18 protein-coding genes and 1 pseudogene are annotated in these 15,254 nt (G+C 40.9%); 8 read left to right on the forward strand and 11 right to left on the reverse strand.

The window, feature by feature from the left end; genetic code table 11:
- Window positions 1–122, reverse strand: a pseudogene (locus O9290_RS00150) (photosystem II q(b) protein); the annotation flags it as partial.
- A gap of 275 nt (window positions 123–397) precedes the next feature.
- Between O9290_RS00150 and msrB the strand changes: the two are divergent.
- Window positions 398–814 (forward strand): peptide-methionine (R)-S-oxide reductase MsrB, encoded by a 417-nt coding sequence (gene msrB / locus O9290_RS00155; protein WP_002758329.1) that lies wholly within the window; start codon window positions 398–400, stop codon window positions 812–814.
- A 53-nt stretch (window positions 815–867) separates the two neighbouring features.
- On the opposite strand, the gene O9290_RS00160 is transcribed toward msrB, so the two are convergent.
- The 5 genes from O9290_RS00160 to ruvA form a co-directional block, all read right to left on the reverse strand.
- Window positions 868–1,071, reverse strand: a complete 204-nt coding sequence (locus tag O9290_RS00160) for a phycobilisome linker polypeptide (protein ID WP_002739162.1) — start codon at window positions 1,069–1,071, stop codon at window positions 868–870.
- A 189-nt stretch (window positions 1,072–1,260) separates the two neighbouring features.
- Complete coding sequence (apcB, locus tag O9290_RS00165) at window positions 1,261–1,746, reverse strand: allophycocyanin subunit beta (protein ID WP_002758327.1); 486 nt, start codon at window positions 1,744–1,746, stop codon at window positions 1,261–1,263.
- Between the two features lie 79 nt (window positions 1,747–1,825).
- Entirely contained in the window at window positions 1,826–2,311 is a 486-nt protein-coding gene (gene apcA / locus O9290_RS00170; protein ID WP_002739012.1) for an allophycocyanin subunit alpha, read from the reverse strand.
- A gap of 184 nt (window positions 2,312–2,495) precedes the next feature.
- Entirely contained in the window at window positions 2,496–2,642 is a 147-nt protein-coding gene (locus tag O9290_RS00175; protein ID WP_196219804.1) for a hypothetical protein, read from the reverse strand.
- A complete protein-coding gene (gene ruvA / locus O9290_RS00180; RefSeq protein WP_288057156.1) occupies window positions 2,630–3,259 on the reverse strand; it encodes a Holliday junction branch migration protein RuvA in 630 nt (209 codons plus the stop codon). Before ruvA ends, O9290_RS00175 begins: the two co-directional genes overlap by 13 nt.
- Window positions 3,260–3,322: 63 nt before the next feature.
- Here ruvA and O9290_RS00185 point away from each other — a divergent pair, with 63 nt between their 5' ends.
- Window positions 3,323–4,552: a site-2 protease family protein gene (locus O9290_RS00185; protein ID WP_288057154.1), complete on the forward strand. Its 1,230-nt coding sequence runs from the start codon at window positions 3,323–3,325 to the stop codon at window positions 4,550–4,552.
- A gap of 84 nt (window positions 4,553–4,636) precedes the next feature.
- On the opposite strand, the gene O9290_RS00190 is transcribed toward O9290_RS00185, so the two are convergent.
- Window positions 4,637–5,785, reverse strand: coding sequence for a substrate-binding domain-containing protein (locus tag O9290_RS00190; RefSeq protein WP_288057152.1), 1,149 nt, complete (start codon window positions 5,783–5,785; stop codon window positions 4,637–4,639).
- 220 nt (window positions 5,786–6,005) lie between these two features.
- On the opposite strand from O9290_RS00190, the gene O9290_RS00195 reads away from it, so the two are divergent.
- Window positions 6,006–7,031, forward strand: a complete 1,026-nt coding sequence (locus O9290_RS00195; RefSeq protein ID WP_288057150.1) for a cyanophycinase — start codon at window positions 6,006–6,008, stop codon at window positions 7,029–7,031.
- 77 nt (window positions 7,032–7,108) lie between these two features.
- The gene (locus tag O9290_RS00200) at window positions 7,109–7,711 is read left to right on the forward strand and encodes a chromophore lyase CpcT/CpeT (RefSeq protein WP_288057149.1); all 603 of its coding nucleotides are present in this window, start codon (window positions 7,109–7,111) and stop codon (window positions 7,709–7,711) included.
- A gap of 11 nt (window positions 7,712–7,722) precedes the next feature.
- Here the strand turns inward: O9290_RS00200 and O9290_RS00205 are convergent, their stop codons facing one another.
- Window positions 7,723–7,896 (reverse strand): hypothetical protein, encoded by a 174-nt coding sequence (locus tag O9290_RS00205; RefSeq protein WP_002739017.1) that lies wholly within the window; start codon window positions 7,894–7,896, stop codon window positions 7,723–7,725.
- Window positions 7,897–8,049: 153 nt separating this feature from the next.
- Between O9290_RS00205 and O9290_RS00210 the strand changes: the two genes are divergently transcribed.
- Window positions 8,050–8,418 carry a hypothetical protein gene (locus O9290_RS00210; RefSeq protein WP_288057147.1) on the forward strand — a complete coding sequence of 123 codons (369 nt, stop codon included), beginning with the start codon at window positions 8,050–8,052 and terminating at the stop codon, window positions 8,416–8,418.
- Between the two features lie 43 nt (window positions 8,419–8,461).
- Entirely contained in the window at window positions 8,462–10,273 is a 1,812-nt protein-coding gene (locus tag O9290_RS00215) for a sodium:solute symporter family protein (protein ID WP_288057145.1), read from the forward strand.
- A gap of 250 nt (window positions 10,274–10,523) precedes the next feature.
- Here the strand turns inward: O9290_RS00215 and O9290_RS00220 are convergent, their stop codons facing one another.
- Entirely contained in the window at window positions 10,524–11,867 is a 1,344-nt protein-coding gene (locus tag O9290_RS00220; RefSeq protein WP_287712806.1) for a helix-turn-helix domain-containing protein, read from the reverse strand.
- Between the two features lie 675 nt (window positions 11,868–12,542).
- Between O9290_RS00220 and O9290_RS00225 the strand changes: the two genes are divergently transcribed.
- Window positions 12,543–13,307, forward strand: coding sequence for a hypothetical protein (locus tag O9290_RS00225; protein ID WP_043996313.1), 765 nt, complete (start codon window positions 12,543–12,545; stop codon window positions 13,305–13,307).
- Between the two features lie 3 nt (window positions 13,308–13,310).
- On the opposite strand, the gene O9290_RS00230 is transcribed toward O9290_RS00225, so the two are convergent.
- Window positions 13,311–13,745: a Uma2 family endonuclease gene (locus O9290_RS00230; protein WP_223211750.1), complete on the reverse strand. Its 435-nt coding sequence runs from the start codon at window positions 13,743–13,745 to the stop codon at window positions 13,311–13,313.
- Between the two features lie 502 nt (window positions 13,746–14,247).
- Window positions 14,248–14,685: a cyanase gene (gene cynS, locus O9290_RS00235; RefSeq protein WP_012264521.1), complete on the reverse strand. Its 438-nt coding sequence runs from the start codon at window positions 14,683–14,685 to the stop codon at window positions 14,248–14,250.
- A 185-nt stretch (window positions 14,686–14,870) separates the two neighbouring features.
- On the opposite strand from cynS, the gene O9290_RS00240 reads away from it, so the two are divergent.
- A partial coding sequence (locus O9290_RS00240; RefSeq protein ID WP_465246297.1) for a photosynthetic reaction center family protein occupies window positions 14,871–15,254 on the forward strand: 384 nt, incomplete at its 3' end.

The following is a 15,254-nucleotide window of genomic DNA, read 5'->3' on the forward strand; positions in this document are numbered from 1 at the left end:
AGGGTGGGGATCATGATGACACCGAACCAGCCGACATAAAGACGGTTGTTGGTGCTGGTGATCCACTGGCAGAACTGCTCCCACAGGGAAGCGCTTTCGCGCTGTTGTAGAGTGGTGGTCATTGGTTTATGATTCCTATTAAGTTATCGAGGTACGATTGATTGATGATGTCTCTATCTTAAAGAGTTTGTAACGGTTTGTAAAGGGGTTTGAAACTATTGTTACTTATACCATTGATAAGCTGAGATTATGCTAAGTCTATAGGGTTTCCTGACCAAGTTTTCCTTTTGGGGAGTACGTCGTCAGAAGCTGATGCTAAATCAGGTCATACTTCATGTTTATGAAAAAAGCCTAGATCTCGAACTCAGGTTAGACTAAAAAGGGAAGTTTAATCATAATGGCGGTTGTCCTGACTATGGTAGAAAAAGTTCGTAAAACCGAGGCGGAATGGCAGGCCCAGCTAACTCCCGAACAGTTCCAAGTTACTCGCAAAAAGGGAACAGAACGGGCGTTTACGGGTAAATATCACGATAATAAGGAAAAAGGTATTTACAAATGTGTCTGCTGTGGTACGGAGTTATTTACTTCTGACAGCAAGTATGATTCGGGTACTGGTTGGCCGAGTTTCTGGACTGCTGCTAACGAGACTAATATTAAGTACGAACGAGATATTAGCTTTTTCATGGTGCGGACAGAGATTGTTTGTGCCGCCTGTGATGCACATCTCGGTCACGTTTTTAACGATGGTCCACCTCCAACGGGAAAACGCTATTGTCTCAACTCTGCCGCTTTGCAGTTTGAAAAAAATCCCTAAAGCAAAAAGAGGTCTTTCCAGACCTCTTTTTTTTAAGTTCTAGTGGCAGCCAATTACAGTAAACCTGTATTAGTTCCTGGTTTGCCGGTCGCTAACTGCACTTTGACAATTTTGCCGCCCATTTTCATGATGCGTTGTTGCTCACGAAACCAATTATCGTAGGGAACGAGTTTGGTGAAATAGGTATTTTGTAATTCCCGTTGTGTCCGAATGCGGCTTTGGCTAGGAACACAAGCGGTGATTTTGAACATCCGCATGGATTGATTTCTCCTAATCGCTGAAAAACTTGTCGCTCAAACTAACGAAGGCCTTTTTCTAAAATAACAAAGGTCGGGAGTCAAGGATCAATACTAGCTCGTCAAAACCTATCTTGGACAGATTCAGCCTTTAAAGACCTAGCACTCATCCTCGGCTTCCCGAACCTATTTTGTCCGAGTTCGTTATTTCTAGCTTAAGCCAGAGCTAATGTAGTCGAAGTAAATCCCCATTTCTTTACCCGCATCAGCACCAACTAAACTAGCGGTGACTTCTTTCATCGCTTGGATAGCTTGAACGGTGGAGGAGATGGGTACACCTAAAGAGTTGTAGGTTTCTTTCAGGCCGTTGAGAACGCGCTCGTCGAGGATAGAAGGATCTCCAGCTAACATAGCGTAGGTAGCATAACGGAGATAGTAGTCGAGGTCACGGATACAAGCGGCGTAACGACGGGTGGTGTACATATTGCCACCGGGACGGGTTACGTCAGAGTATAACAGGGACTTAGCCACAGCTTCTTTAACGATACCGGCAGCGTTAGCACTAATGACACTAGCGGCACGCACGCGCAGTTCACCGGTGGCGAAATAGCTTTTCAGTTTGCCGAGAGCATTAGAGTCAAGGTATTTGCCTTGAACGTCAGAAGAGTTGATAACAGAAGTAATTGCGTCTTGCATGGTGGTTCTTCCTTGGGTTTTGCTTAATCTTAAGAGGTTTACGGGGGGTGTGTCTAGAACAATTCACAAAGGAGTTATTCTACGACATAGAGCCGATCACGTAATCGAAGTAGGAAGAAGCTTCAGAAGCATCGTCAGAAGACATAAGACCAGTAGCAACTTCTTTCATTTCGCGAACGCTTTGAGCTACGGCACCGATGTCGGTTCCTAAAGATTTGTACATTTCACGCACACCGACTAAACCGATTTCTTCAATCGGGGTGACATCACCAGCAACTACTCCGTAGGTGATTAAACGTAGGTAGTAGTCCATGTCACGCAGACAGGTGGCGGTCATTTCTTCGCCGTAAGCGTTGCCACCGGGGGAAACGATGTCAGGACGTTTTTGGAATAAGCGATCGCCAGCTTGTTTGACGATGGTTTCGCGAGCGCCGGTCAGGGTTTCGGCGATGCGTAAACGAGCGGCACCACTGCCAACGAAGGCTTTAATTCTGTCTAGTTCGCCGGGGCTGAGGTAACGAGCTTCAGCATCAGCATTCACGATCGATTTCGTGACGATACTCATTGATGGATTCCTCCCAACTAAGTGAGATTAATAAACTTAATCTGACATTTTATAGCAGTTGTGGTCACTACGCTCAAGTTATCTCGTTTCCGCCTCAGCGTCTCAAGACTTCCCTAGCTAGAGCGACCTAACGCAACTATTTTGCGGCATCTGGTTCACCTTCTCACTATTTTCGTAATACTTTTTAACATTTGCCCTCACAAGGGAGTGGGGAAGTGGGGAAGTGGGGAGCGGGGTGTAGGGTGTAGGGTGTAGGGTGTGGGGTGTGGGGAGAATCAATAAAACTAATCTTCTGACGACCGACGACCGACGACTGATTTACCCTAGCCAATTAATGGCTCCTTTAATCCAGTCTTCTGGCTGAGTATTTTTACTAAATAAAGCATCTTGACTGAGGACTGCCATAGCTCGATCGATCTCCTCTTGGCTGTATCCTAAAGCTAAAAGGGTCATCTGCACATCTTCAAGGATTGCCGCTGCCGGTAGTATTGCCGTGGTTGTCGTCGTCGCTTCTCTTAGTTGTCGCCATGCTGCCAATTTAGTTTTTAACTCTAAAGCGATTCTTTCTGCTGTTTTTAAGCCAACTCCGGGGGTTTTGCTCAAAATTTTGGTATTTCCTGTCACTATCGCCACCACAAGTTCCTCAATCCCCAAGGTATCGATTAAAGCTAGGGCTAATTGCGCCCCAACCCCATTGACGGAAAGCAGTTGACGAAACAGATCTCGCTCTGGAGCGGTGCCGAAACCGTACAATAAAGGCTGCTCCTCGCGAAGGAGTAGGTGAGTAAAAATCTGACGACTATCATTGTTATCTTTGCCGATGTCTAGGGCTAATCGCGAGGGAATTTGGATTTCGTAACCGATCTGGTTTACGTCTAAAATCAAGATCAGTCGGTTATTAGGGGTTTTGAGCACCTCGATCGCTTGTCCCCGTAAATAATTAATCATTGATTTAATTCTCCTACGAAAATAACCGAACCACAGGGATGACGGTTTTTACTCCCTGAAGGAATGCCGGGGAGATTTTCATTTTTGTTACAATTGTTAACAGAAGTGAATGGCGTAATTGATAACCTAATCTTCTTGGCGTTAGTCCCCAATAATTGGAGAAGATACAAAATGAATGGCAACATTAGAGTCGGGAATCTCTTTGGAATTCCCTTTTATATTAATCCTTCTTGGTTCTTCGTTCTGGGGTTAATTACCTTAACCTATGGGGGAGATTTAAGTCAGTTTCCCCAGTTAACGGGAATCATGCCCTGGCTCTTAGGATTTTTTGCCGCTATTCTCCTATTTGCCTCCGTGGTTGCCCACGAATTAGGTCATAGTTTTGTTGCCATCGCCCAAGGGATTGAAGTCAAATCAATTACCCTCTTTTTATTCGGTGGGTTGGCAACTCTCGGCAGAGAATCGAAAACTCCTCTAGAAGCTTTTCTAGTAGCAATTGCTGGCCCTTTAGTTAGTTTACTGCTCTTCGGTATCTTCCTAATTATTGGTTCCAATATTAGCTTAAATGCGCCCCTGGCGGCGATTCTTTCTCTCCTGGTCTATATCAACCTCGCCCTAGGGTTATTTAACCTGATCCCCGGTTTACCTCTAGATGGTGGTAATATCCTTAAAGCCATCGTCTGGCAAGTAACGGGCAATCCCAATAAAGGGGTTTTATTCGCTAGTCGTTTCGGTCAATTTTTTGGTTGGTTAGCGATTGTCATCGGTGCGCTATCAATTCTCGGAATCAGTCAATTTGGCAGTGCTTGGACGCTATTAATTGGCTTTTTCCTTCTACAAAATGCTGGCTTTTCCGCTCAATCAGCTAAGGTTCAAGATTTCCTAAGTCGCTACAGTGCTAAAGATGTTATCTCTCCTAATAGTCCTGTAGTGCCGATTAATTTAACCCTGCGCGAGTTTGCTAATAATTATGTTATCGGTAAACAACAATGGTCTAGATTCCTAGTTACCGATAGCGAAGGTAAACTATTAGGAGTGATTAATGTAGAGGATATGAAAACGATTCCCACTTCCCAATGGACAGAGGTAAATATCGGCCAGTTATTACAAACTAGCGAAAGTCTCAAACTGGTTTTGTCTAATACTTCCCTCCTAGATGTGGTAAAAATTTTGGAAGGAGAAAATTTATCTCAAGTGACAGTGGTAGAAGAAAACGGCAGGGTTTTGGGGTTAATTGAGAAAGCTTCTATCCTTACTTTTCTCGCCCAAGAAACCCAAAGTCAAGCCGCTTAATCAGTTATCAGTTATCAGTTATCAGTTAGGTAAATGTAATTTTCACCTCAATATTCTCGCAGAATTTTGTCTAGTATCTCCTGACTATACTAACTGTCGCATTGCTTGCCACAATTGCTCGTATTCTTGCTCGGTTGCTGGGGATAAAGGGTTTAAAAAATCGCTTTTTTTGATCGCTTCTGGATTAACAAGTAAAGGATTATTTCTAATATCTGGGGAAATTTGGTCGGGATTTTGAGTGAGAATTAGGGGTGATAATCCGGAGGTAAATAAAGAAATTTTAGTGGCGGATTCTGGTTGCCAACAAAAATCAATCCATTGCTCGACAAGAGAATTAGGAGTAGTTAAAACCGGTTTTACCCACACATCTGACCAGAGAGAAGTCCCAGATTTGGGGACAACAACTTTAATTTTATTATAGCGATCGCTCACGGGTAAAATATCATTAGACCAACCCACAGATAGCCAGACATCACCGAGTATCAGGGGTTGTAAATAATATTGAGAACTATAAAATTTTACCTGTTTTTGTAAAGCGAATAGCTGGTCTTTTAGTGCCGTAACTTGCTTTAAATCACTGGAATTATAAGAATAACCCAATTTTTTTAGGGTTAAACCGATGACTTCGCGACGATTATCAATTAGGGCAATTTTACCGGTTAATTCCGGTCGCCATAGATCGGACCAATCCTGTGGTCGCCAGTCAAATTGAGCGAATTTTTCCTCATTATAGGCAATTACTGTCATTCCCCAACGATAGGGCGCACCCCAGACTTTACCCTCTGTTTGCGGTTGTCCTTGGGCATTGCGAGTCATGTTTTCTTGCCAACGGGGGGGCAGTTTTGACCAATTAGAGAGTTGAGAAGTATCTAGGGGTTGAATTAAGCCGTTGGTAATCGCTTTTCCTAGCCAAGCATCCCCTAGGGTGACTAAATTACCGATCGCTGGTTTTTGTTCCCTAAAAGGAATAGAAATCGAAAATTGTGAGGCTGGTTGCCCCTGATTTTTTAACCATTTTTCCAACAATTTTAATAGCTCTTTCAGCTGCCTTTCCGACTGAAAATTGACTTTTTTTTCGGCAATAGTTTTCCGAAAATCTGTTAGTAATCGCGGCGGAATCGAACCAGATAGGAGAAAAATGCTCAGATTGCCGCTTCCAGAAGCGCAGCCACTTAAACCTCCCGCTAAGGCGATTGTACCTAATCCTTGCAAAAAAGAACGTCTGTTTAACATATCGCCCGCCGATTTTCAACTTCAACAGTAATAATTGCCAGTTTCTAGCCTTGGATTATTATAGGACGATTTTTAACAGAATGTAAACTAGGGAGTTTTGCCGCTACCGATTTCAGCTATAGATCGGCTTTGTTGTTAACTTTTATGGTAGAAAACTCTGATTTTGTCCTAGTTAAAGCTAGGATAGAAGCAGTAAGCTAAGAGGCGAGGGTATAAGACTATGTTCGACAATCATAATCGAGATTTTCGTTATTCTTGTCGTTGTGGACAAGCCAATTTTCAGTCGGTAAAACATCGATCGGGTATTTTATTAATCGGGGGAGCGGAAGGAGGTAAATTAGGAGAAGATCAAGCGACCACATGGTTATTGAATCGAGCTAAAGGCGGTAATTACTTAGTGTTGCGCTTTGGCAATCTTGGCGGTCAAGCTGATTGGATTTGCGACAATTACCGCTCCCTGATCGGCTCGGCGGCGGAACTATCGATTGATAGTCGTGAAGCGGCGAATCATCCTGATGTTATCGAATATATTCGTAATGCCGATATTCTTTTTTTTGCCGGTGGTGATCAAAATCAGTACGAGGATTTGTGGGAAAGCACAAAGGTGGAAACAGCGATCAATTATCTGATCAATGAGAAAAAAGTTCCCGTGGCGGGAACCAGCGCAGGAATGGCTATTCTGGGTGATTTTTACTATGCGCCTACTCACGAAGGAGTACTGAGTTCGGAAATATTAAATAATCCCTTTCACTTCAACACCAAAGACTTCTATCGGAGTGATTTTATTCGGGTTCCTTTTCTCAAAAAAGTGGTGACAGATACCCATTTGGATCGAGTCAATCAAGATCATCCCGAAACAAGATATGGTCGCCTTTTTGGTTTTTTAGCCCGCAATGTACACGATAATCACAATCAACTGCCCGCCTACGCTATCGGTTTAGAAGAAGGTGCTTTTCTGGCGATCGATGAGCATGGTATCGCCAAAGTCTACGGCAACGGCACCGATAAGGGACAAGATGCCTATTTTCTGCAAACTAACGGGACTCTACCCGAACAGATGGAGCCGGATCGGCCTTTAATCTGGAATAATAACGGTCAAGCGGTGAAAGTCTATCGCATCGCGGGAACTCCCTCCGGCAGCGGTAAATTTGACCTCAAGGATTGGTCTAGTGCTGCTGGCGGTCGCTGGGAATATTGGTACACTAAAGGGGGAATAGCTGGGTTTAAGCGGGTTCCATTAGCCTGAAGGTCATTTTTGTCAAAAAAGTGATTTCTATGGGTGTTATGATTAATTTTGAGGCAATAAGGAGAGTTTTTTGAGCTATGACCCCTGAATTAATCACTTTTGGTCGGTATCTCGCAGGTGAATTTGAAAATCAACGGCAAGCGCAAGCGGAACCGGTGTGGTACGTTCACCTGCGTTTATGGTTGCGTCCGTTGCCTTTATTTCGGGAAGACAGCATCGCGCTTTTTGCCGAACAGGCCAGTATCATCAATTTAGACCAACCCTACCGACCGCGACTGTGGCGATTAACGCACTCGGAATCGGGAGGGTTAGAGGTTAGGCATTATATGTTTAATGACCTGAAATCCGTGCAAGGTGCGGGCAAAAATCCCGATATTTTGCGAAAAATTAGCTTAGAAGACCTAACTTTCCTGCCTACCTGCACTTTAGCGGTCAAAGTCAATACTCTCGCTGATAATCAATACCAGTTTATCGCCCAACCGCAACCGGAACAGCGCTGTCAATTCACCTATGAGGGGACAACCTATCAGGTGGCTTTAGGTTTCGAGGTGACGAGTCATAGCCTAAAAACCTACGATAAAGGCCTAGATCCCGGCACTGGTAAGGGAATTTGGGGTGCTCTGCTCGGTCCCTATCAATACGAGAAAAAACAGGATTTTTCGGCAGAATTGGAGGTGTGAGGAAGATTGCATCACATTAGGTCAAAATGACGGCAGATAACACCGCAAACAGCCGCTAAAGCGGTAATTCCTAAAGCTGTACCGATGTCTTGTCCTTGATTGACAGCAAAGGAAGTGACGATTCCCGCACCTAAACCGGCTGTGATTGCCGCTCCGAGAAAATCTTTATCTGAGTTTTTATACATAGAGATAAGGCCAAATTTCGACAAAATCGTGTTTTTTACCTTATCATCCTCTTTTGAGCAACTAATCACCCGGGGGCGGAATTGCAATCAAGCTTTAGATTTAGCCACGTTTCTTAACATTAAGCCGGGTAAGATAGATAGGGGGTAAAATCGATGAAATTAGCTAAAATCTCTTTTTATGGCTTTTTAACGCTGATTATCTCCCTTTTGCTAATACTGAGTTTTGTTAATGCCAGCAAGGCACAATCGGATGCGGCGGTAAGATCGGAGTTAATTAGTCTCCGCAATCGAGTCGAGCGCCTTGAAAGTCAGGTCCGAGGAATAACCATCCGCGGGGAAAATGCCGCTCCCATTCCCCAACGGCGATCGGGAACAGGTATAGTAAATGGGGAAGTAGTCGGGGAAAGTGACCCACTGTTCCAGCGTTTAGCTACTTTAGTAATTGAAATAAAGGAAGATTTAAAAAAGCTAGAGCAACGGGTGCAAATCTTAGAAAAAGAAACCGTTAGCCAGAAATCGTAGTCAATTGATGCTATAACGATCGAAAGTTAAATTGATCTCAACTATGCAGTTAATTGATTATGTAATTATCCTGCTTTATCTGGCAGCAACCCTAATAATCGGGATTATAGCCGAGAAAAAAGCTTCTCAAGGTCTAGAATCCTACTTTTTAGGTAATCGCAATTTGCCCTGGTGGATGTTAGGGGTGTCGGGAATGGCGGCTAACACCGATTTAGCGGGAACTATGGTCATTTCTGCCCTAATTTACGCCGTCGGACCCAAAGGACTATTTATCGAAATCCGCGGCGGTGTCGTCCTAATTATGGCCTTTCTCATGGCTTTTATGGGCAAATGGAATCGCCGCGCCCAAGTTATGACCATGGCGGAATGGATGCAATTTCGCTTTGGAACTGGAAAACAGGGGAATTTTGCCCGAATTATTAGCGCCGTCGCCACTCTCTTATTCTCTATCGGTGCGATGAGTTATTTCTCCGTTGCGGGGGGGAAATTTTTAGGGCAGTTTTTGGGCATGGATGATCGTCTTGCTTCGGTGATATTAATTCTTCTAACCTTAATTTATACGGTGGCCAGTGGTTTTTATGGTGGGGTAATTACCGATTTATTTCAAGGGTTTCTGATTTTTGTGGCGGTAATTTATGTATCGGCAGTTGCTTTTTTTACTGTCAATCTTCCTGATAGTTTCACGGTAGCAATTCCGGGGGCAGCGGAGCCAAAAACTTGGAATTTAAGCGACTGGGCTAGTATTTTTCCTTCGATGACTTTGGATTTACCCGGAGATTATGCCATCTTTAATTTGTTTGGTGGGGTGATTTTCTTTTATTTAGTTAAAACCATCATCGAAGGTTGCAGCGGCAGCGGTGGTTATATGTTACAACGATACCTAGCCGCCAAAAGCGATCGAGATGCCGGTTTATTATCTTTATTCTGGATTGTTCTGCTTTCTTTCCGTTGGCCCCTAGTCACAGCTTTTGCGGTTTTAGGTATTCACTACGGTTTAACTAAAGGCACGATTACAGATCCGGAAAGAATTCTGGCCACGGTGATTACTCAATACGTTCCCGTGGGGATGAAAGGGTTATTAATTGCTGCTTTTTTAGCGGCAGCTATGTCCACTTTTAACGCAGTTATTAACGCTAGTGCTGCCTATTGGGTCAAAGATATCTATCAAGCTTTTTTGAAACCAAATGCGGGAGAACAGGAGTTAGTTTTTCAAGGTCGTCTGGCCTCGGTTTTTGTGGTCGTAATTGGCTTAGTTTTGAGTTTTAATATCCAAAATGTCAATGATATTTGGGGTTGGTTAACCACGGGATTAGGGGTAGGATTAGCAGTTCCTCTCCTATTACGTTGGTATTGGTGGCGCTTTAATGGTTATGGTTTTGCCGTGGGAACTTTAGCGGGAATGATTGCGGCTATTGCCTCACAAGTGATAATTTTACCTTTCTTTCGTCACAGTCAATATCAGGAACTTATTCTCTTTCTTGTGCCGAGTTTGTTCGCTTTAGCTGGCTGTATTATCGCTACTTTGTTAACTCCTCCCACCGATAGTTTAGTTATGGAAAATTTCTATAATGTTACCCGACCTTTTGGCTTTTGGGGAGAAGTTCGTCACAGTGTTAAACCTAACCTACAGGCAAAAATTAAAGCGGAAAATCAACGGGATATCATCGCCGCTTTTCTTACCGTTCCTTGGCAATTAGTCCTGTTTATGATGGGGATTGTTTTAATCATCAAGCAGTGGCAAAGTTTGAAGATTTTGGCTTTGGTTTTTCTTTTACTTTCCATCGGTCTCTATTTTACTTGGTATCGACATTTATCTAAGGAAATTACCGTCACTAAAGACCGAGATTTAGGTTAGGCAGTTATCAGTTATCAGTTATCAGTTATCAGATTTGAGTTTTAAGTGTGCAGTAGGGATATACTGAGGAAGAGGCATTAACTAATATACAAGATGCAATGAGTATCTTGCAGCCTTGGAAAAACGCTGGCAAGATGGGGAAATTCCTGAAATTAAAATGCAGGTGTAACTATTTGACAGTCGTAGAATTTCGTAAACTATTATGATTGCGATAAAATTAGCTAAAATTTCTCTTTCTTTCGACTCAGCCCTAGATTTGATGATTAATTACATAAGCTTTAAAAACAGGATTCAAACATAATAGAGCGTTTTCATCTTTTGCCACTATTATTCGTCTGATTAGAGATTGAATTACTTTCAAAGAATCTGTATAAGCTAGAGAAGTTTGGTCGATCATTTCTTTAATAGAAATAGGTTGATTAAAATTTGCTAATTCTGTTAGCATTAGTTTCTCTGATTCTGTTAAACTTTGCAAAATACTTAATAAAGTCTGCTCTAAAGTTTCTTCGGCAATCGGGTATTTAATCTCCAAAAAGTCAGCAACCTTACCTAAAAATGTCTCTTGAATAAAACTAGCAACTAATTCTAACCAAAGAGGATGACCTTGATAACATTTAATTAAGGCTTCCCAACTGTCTTCATTTAATAGATTATGATGGCGCAAAATTTCTATGGCATCTTCTCCTAAACCTTCTATGATTAATGTTTTAATGAATTTATTTTTCTGCACCAAAAAAGTCGTATCAATAGGTTTTTCTTGACTCAACAACAGTAAACAGCTTTGATGATTGACTTCAGCAATGCTTTTAAACAATAGTTGATAATCTTGGTACTCTTTTTGATAATTACCTGCTAGTTTTTTAGAATCAAATAGACTTTGTAAATCATCAAGAATAATCAAACAGCGATGGCTTTTTATTAACTCTAAGAATAAATTTAATTTCTTGTCAAGACTTTGAGAGAGCTTCAATTGAGGATTGATAGAGGGTAAAATTTCACTTAAAAGTTCATCTAATTTTGGACAAAAATACAAACTTCTGCGAATAACATAATTAAAACTATTTTTGATTTTATCAACCAGTTTCAAAGAAAGGGTGGTTTTACCAATTCCTTTTAAACCTAACACAGTAACCAAACGGTATTTCTCCGCAACTATCCAAGTTTCTAGATTATTTAATTCGGCAACTCTCCCATAAAATTGAGTTATTTCAGGAATATGACCTAAATCTAAATAAGGTTGATCGCGCTGGATTTCAGAGTGATAATTATTATTATTGAGGGAAAATGGATTATGATCACAAATATGAACATTATTAAAAGAGACTAAATCTCGTCCCATATTATTATTTATAAAGCTATGTTTCTTTAAAACTGCTCTAATATTTGATTTAGTAATATCTTCCCCTAAAACTTCTGACAAAATTTTCCATAATTCTGAAGCACTATCTCGAATATGACCTTCACTAAGATGAGATTCTTTGGCAACTTCTGAGTATTTGTAACCTTCTAAGGTCCCTTGCAAGATAGTTTTTTGAAGATAGTCTAGATGTTGATCTGTTTTGGCAAAAACCAACTCATCTAAGAGATTTAACACCGTAGGTTCTTCGTTACTTGGTATGGTTCGATAGGGGGGCATAAATCGACTAAATCCTTATCTGGCAAGAGACTTAATTGATTAGTTCGCTCTAGAGCAAAAACAATTGACAAAAATCGCCAAATGCCTTTCTATATAAGGGTTCCATCCCTTATAACCCCCGTCCATTGCATAACAAAAACCGAAGAACCACACCGTATTAGATAGATTAGCTTGAAACATGGACTATAGATTAGGTAAGTTTTTTACTTATTTTAGCTGATATTTCCGATATTTCAGATCAATTGTTTGGCTGTAAGTTCCGACTTTTCCGACTGACTAAACTCAAGACTACGATGTATCCTAAGTAATTAAGCAGTTTCAAGGCTTTATTTAGCCAATCTAAAGAAAATGTGTGATAGTACAGATTCTAGTATATCAGCAATAACATTTTTGTACTACTGTTGGCTGATTATTTAAGTTATAGCGGTTCTCGCATCTGCGAGGCACACTTTAACCTTTGTTGATTAAGCTTTTCAGGATTGAGAATGTACCTCTTGTGAACAGGAAACGCTATAGATGTACATTAAATCTATAGAGGAGTAGATTTTGCTGATTTTTCGACCTTATAAAATTTACTAAATAGAGGACAATGAAATGATAAAAATTGCCAAGTTGTCAATTATCCTAAGTCTAATGTTATCTTTAACGTCCTGTGATCAAGCTTTTTACGATAAGCAACAGCAGGAATCAAAAATTGCTCAAATGCGTGATGCGTTAGAGGTTGCTTTAGAGGCTAATTTAAAATATAGAGAAGCCGATGTCAATTGCGGATGGTTCAATAGCAATTTAACATCTAAAATTATTATGATCCCTTTAAACAAAGATGTTATTGATGCTACTGTAGCCTATAAAGTAGCCTTAGAAAATCTTGCGGAGGATGAAAAAAATAAACTTTTGCAAAAGAGTTATCAGCATTTTCTCAGAGGAAATACTGCTACTTTTGTCATAATGATTATTAATAATGATACACTCGAACATGGAAAAAATTTAATTTACTTTAATGATTTTAGAGAAGATGTCATTTTACTTAGTGAAAGTCAAAGAGTTCATAAGCTGAAGAATTATGACACTAATTTATCAACTTTTTTGAGTCCAGGTTTAAACATGGGATATGTTTCTTTTGAAAACTTTAGAAATGATCAAGATAAAGATGGTTTTATGGATACTTACACAATTCGTCTTGATCGTCTTATTTTAACCTGTAGTAACCAACAAAAAAATTACCAAACAATAGCCCTCCGTTTTGATGAATCAGAAGTTCATTTTGTCGATTTAATTGCTCAAGGTATGAGCAAAGAAGATATTAGAAATAAATGGGTTGCTGAACCTTATCAAGATGTTGGCTTAAAAGCTAATGACGTAGCAAATTTATTAGTTTTTGTGATTAAAATCTTATAGATTTTAACTATTGTCGAAGATTACATTATTATAAATATCTGCTATCTCTACCTCAACCCGCAAATATTTTAAAGTTATTATAGGAAGATTTTTATAAGCTTTTAAAAACCCGCAATCGCCTTCTTTTTGAAACTGTTCAATATAACATTTTTCCTGAGAAATTAATAAATATTCCTGAAAAGTTGGAATGGTTCGATAAGCAGTAAATTTATCTTCTTGATCATAATTAAAAGTATCTGTGCGTCTTTCTTGATAAGTCAGAGGTTCAGACATTACCATAATATCAGGATAAGTGGCCATTCGCCGCTCAGGTATCCATAAACGCTGAACAGTGACAAAAACGGCATAACATTGATTTGTGAGCGCGGTATATAAAGCCACTAATAAATTAGCAATAATGCGATTATTAGTCGGTGTTCCTACTATCATAGCAATAATTTTTCCATCAACCTATTCATGAGGAGTTTGTGATTGTATTTCTGGCTCAAAATATACTGTTTACTGTTTACTCGACCGAATCTAAAACCTAATTGGTTAAGCTAAAAGCTTTGATGTGCTTAGTTTCTAACCTTCTTTTTAGGCAGGAGAATTGTCAGACTCTTTCTTTTGCCTGTTGTCTGTTGCCTTTTGCCTTCAGAAGCTGATCACTGAAAAGTCTCCCCAAACCCTCACCGCTCAAGGAATTAGAAGTTTCACAGCATAATTAGGAGAGATCCCTTGACTTTTGCGGCGGCTTGGGTTATTATTTTCTTATAATGGGACTGTTGCGTTTATTATTAAGTGGTTATATTTCCATTATCAGTAAACTCTTTTAAAAATATTGTCCCAAAATCTGCCAAAAAAAGCAAGCAAAATTTTGCCGTCAATTGTTAAGTTTTGTTAAGAAAAATACCAGGAGCGGCAAGGAATAGAAATTCCTTACCGTTGACTTTGGCCGGACTCACCACTTCTTATAGGGTAAAAACTTACCCGACATGGTAATTTTAACGCGATCGCCTTTAGGGTCTTCCTCCTTATCCACGTCGAGGGTAAAATCGATCGCACTCATAATGCCATCGCCGAATTTTTCATGAATCACCGATTTTAGTGGCATTCCATACACCTGCATGATCTCGTAGAAACGATAAATCAGGGGGTCGGTGGGGACAACAGGACCCAATCCCTTGACAGGATACTCGGTTAAGGATGCGACGATTTCGGTTCCCAGTCCCAAAGCTGCCACAATTTTCGTTGCTTCTTCTAGGGAGGCGCTCGCTTGCCGGTAAAAAACAGCGGCAATCCACACCTCATCTCGTCCTAGAATCGCTTCTAGGTCAGCGAAACTCAGGCCTTTTTCCTTCTTCGCTTCCAATAGTTTTGCAGTAATTTCGGGTATCATCGCTTATTTTTGCAGAATTTGTCTGCTTCTAGTTTACCTGAACATCAGTTATATAAGTAAAAGTTATGACATTGATAAAAAAACATTTCTTAAAACCCCTTTACATAACTATAAAAAGCCGATAGTATTAACTCATGTCAAACAACGAACCTTGACAACCTAATACATACAGAAATTATCCAACCATGACTACAACTCTACAACAGCGCGAGAGCGCTTCCCTGTGGGAGCAGTTCTGTCAGTGGATCACCAGCACCAACAACCGTCTTTATGTCGGTTGGTTCGGTGTCATCATGATCCCCACCCTGCTCACCGCCACCACCTGCTTCATCATCGCCTTTATCGCCGCTCCTCCTGTAGATATCGACGGTATCCGCGAGCCTGTAGCTGGTTCTCTACTCTACGGAAACAACATCATCTCCGGTGCGGTTGTTCCCTCTTCCAACGCGATTGGACTCCACTTCTACCCCATCTGGGAAGCTGCTTCCTTAGATGAGTGGTTATACAACGGTGGTCCCTACCAGTTAGTCATTTTCCACTTCTTACTAGGTGTCTTCTGCTACCTCGGT

The organism is Microcystis sp. LE19-41.2A (genome assembly GCF_027530405.1).
In the GTDB taxonomy this organism is placed as follows: Bacteria; Cyanobacteriota; Cyanobacteriia; order Cyanobacteriales; family Microcystaceae; genus Microcystis; species Microcystis aeruginosa.

Coding starts and splice junctions, on each gene's coding strand:
- apcA (WP_002739012.1), bottom strand. CDS start 2,311: ATGAGTATCGTCACGAAATCGATCGTGAATGCTGATGCTGAAGCTCGT.
- msrB (WP_002758329.1), top strand. CDS start 398: ATGGCGGTTGTCCTGACTATGGTAGAAAAAGTTCGTAAAACCGAGGCG.
- ruvA (WP_288057156.1), bottom strand. CDS start 3,259: ATGATTAATTATTTACGGGGACAAGCGATCGAGGTGCTCAAAACCCCT.
- O9290_RS00160 (WP_002739162.1), bottom strand. CDS start 1,071: ATGCGGATGTTCAAAATCACCGCTTGTGTTCCTAGCCAAAGCCGCATT.
- O9290_RS00190 (WP_288057152.1), bottom strand. CDS start 5,785: ATGTTAAACAGACGTTCTTTTTTGCAAGGATTAGGTACAATCGCCTTA.
- O9290_RS00195 (WP_288057150.1), top strand. CDS start 6,006: ATGTTCGACAATCATAATCGAGATTTTCGTTATTCTTGTCGTTGTGGA.
- cynS (WP_012264521.1), bottom strand. CDS start 14,685: ATGATACCCGAAATTACTGCAAAACTATTGGAAGCGAAGAAGGAAAAA.
- O9290_RS00185 (WP_288057154.1), top strand. CDS start 3,323: ATGCCGGGGAGATTTTCATTTTTGTTACAATTGTTAACAGAAGTGAAT.
- O9290_RS00215 (WP_288057145.1), top strand. CDS start 8,462: ATGCAGTTAATTGATTATGTAATTATCCTGCTTTATCTGGCAGCAACC.
- O9290_RS00205 (WP_002739017.1), bottom strand. CDS start 7,896: ATGTATAAAAACTCAGATAAAGATTTTCTCGGAGCGGCAATCACAGCC.
- O9290_RS00210 (WP_288057147.1), top strand. CDS start 8,050: ATGAAATTAGCTAAAATCTCTTTTTATGGCTTTTTAACGCTGATTATC.
- O9290_RS00200 (WP_288057149.1), top strand. CDS start 7,109: ATGACCCCTGAATTAATCACTTTTGGTCGGTATCTCGCAGGTGAATTT.
- O9290_RS00225 (WP_043996313.1), top strand. CDS start 12,543: ATGTTATCTTTAACGTCCTGTGATCAAGCTTTTTACGATAAGCAACAG.
- apcB (WP_002758327.1), bottom strand. CDS start 1,746: ATGCAAGACGCAATTACTTCTGTTATCAACTCTTCTGACGTTCAAGGC.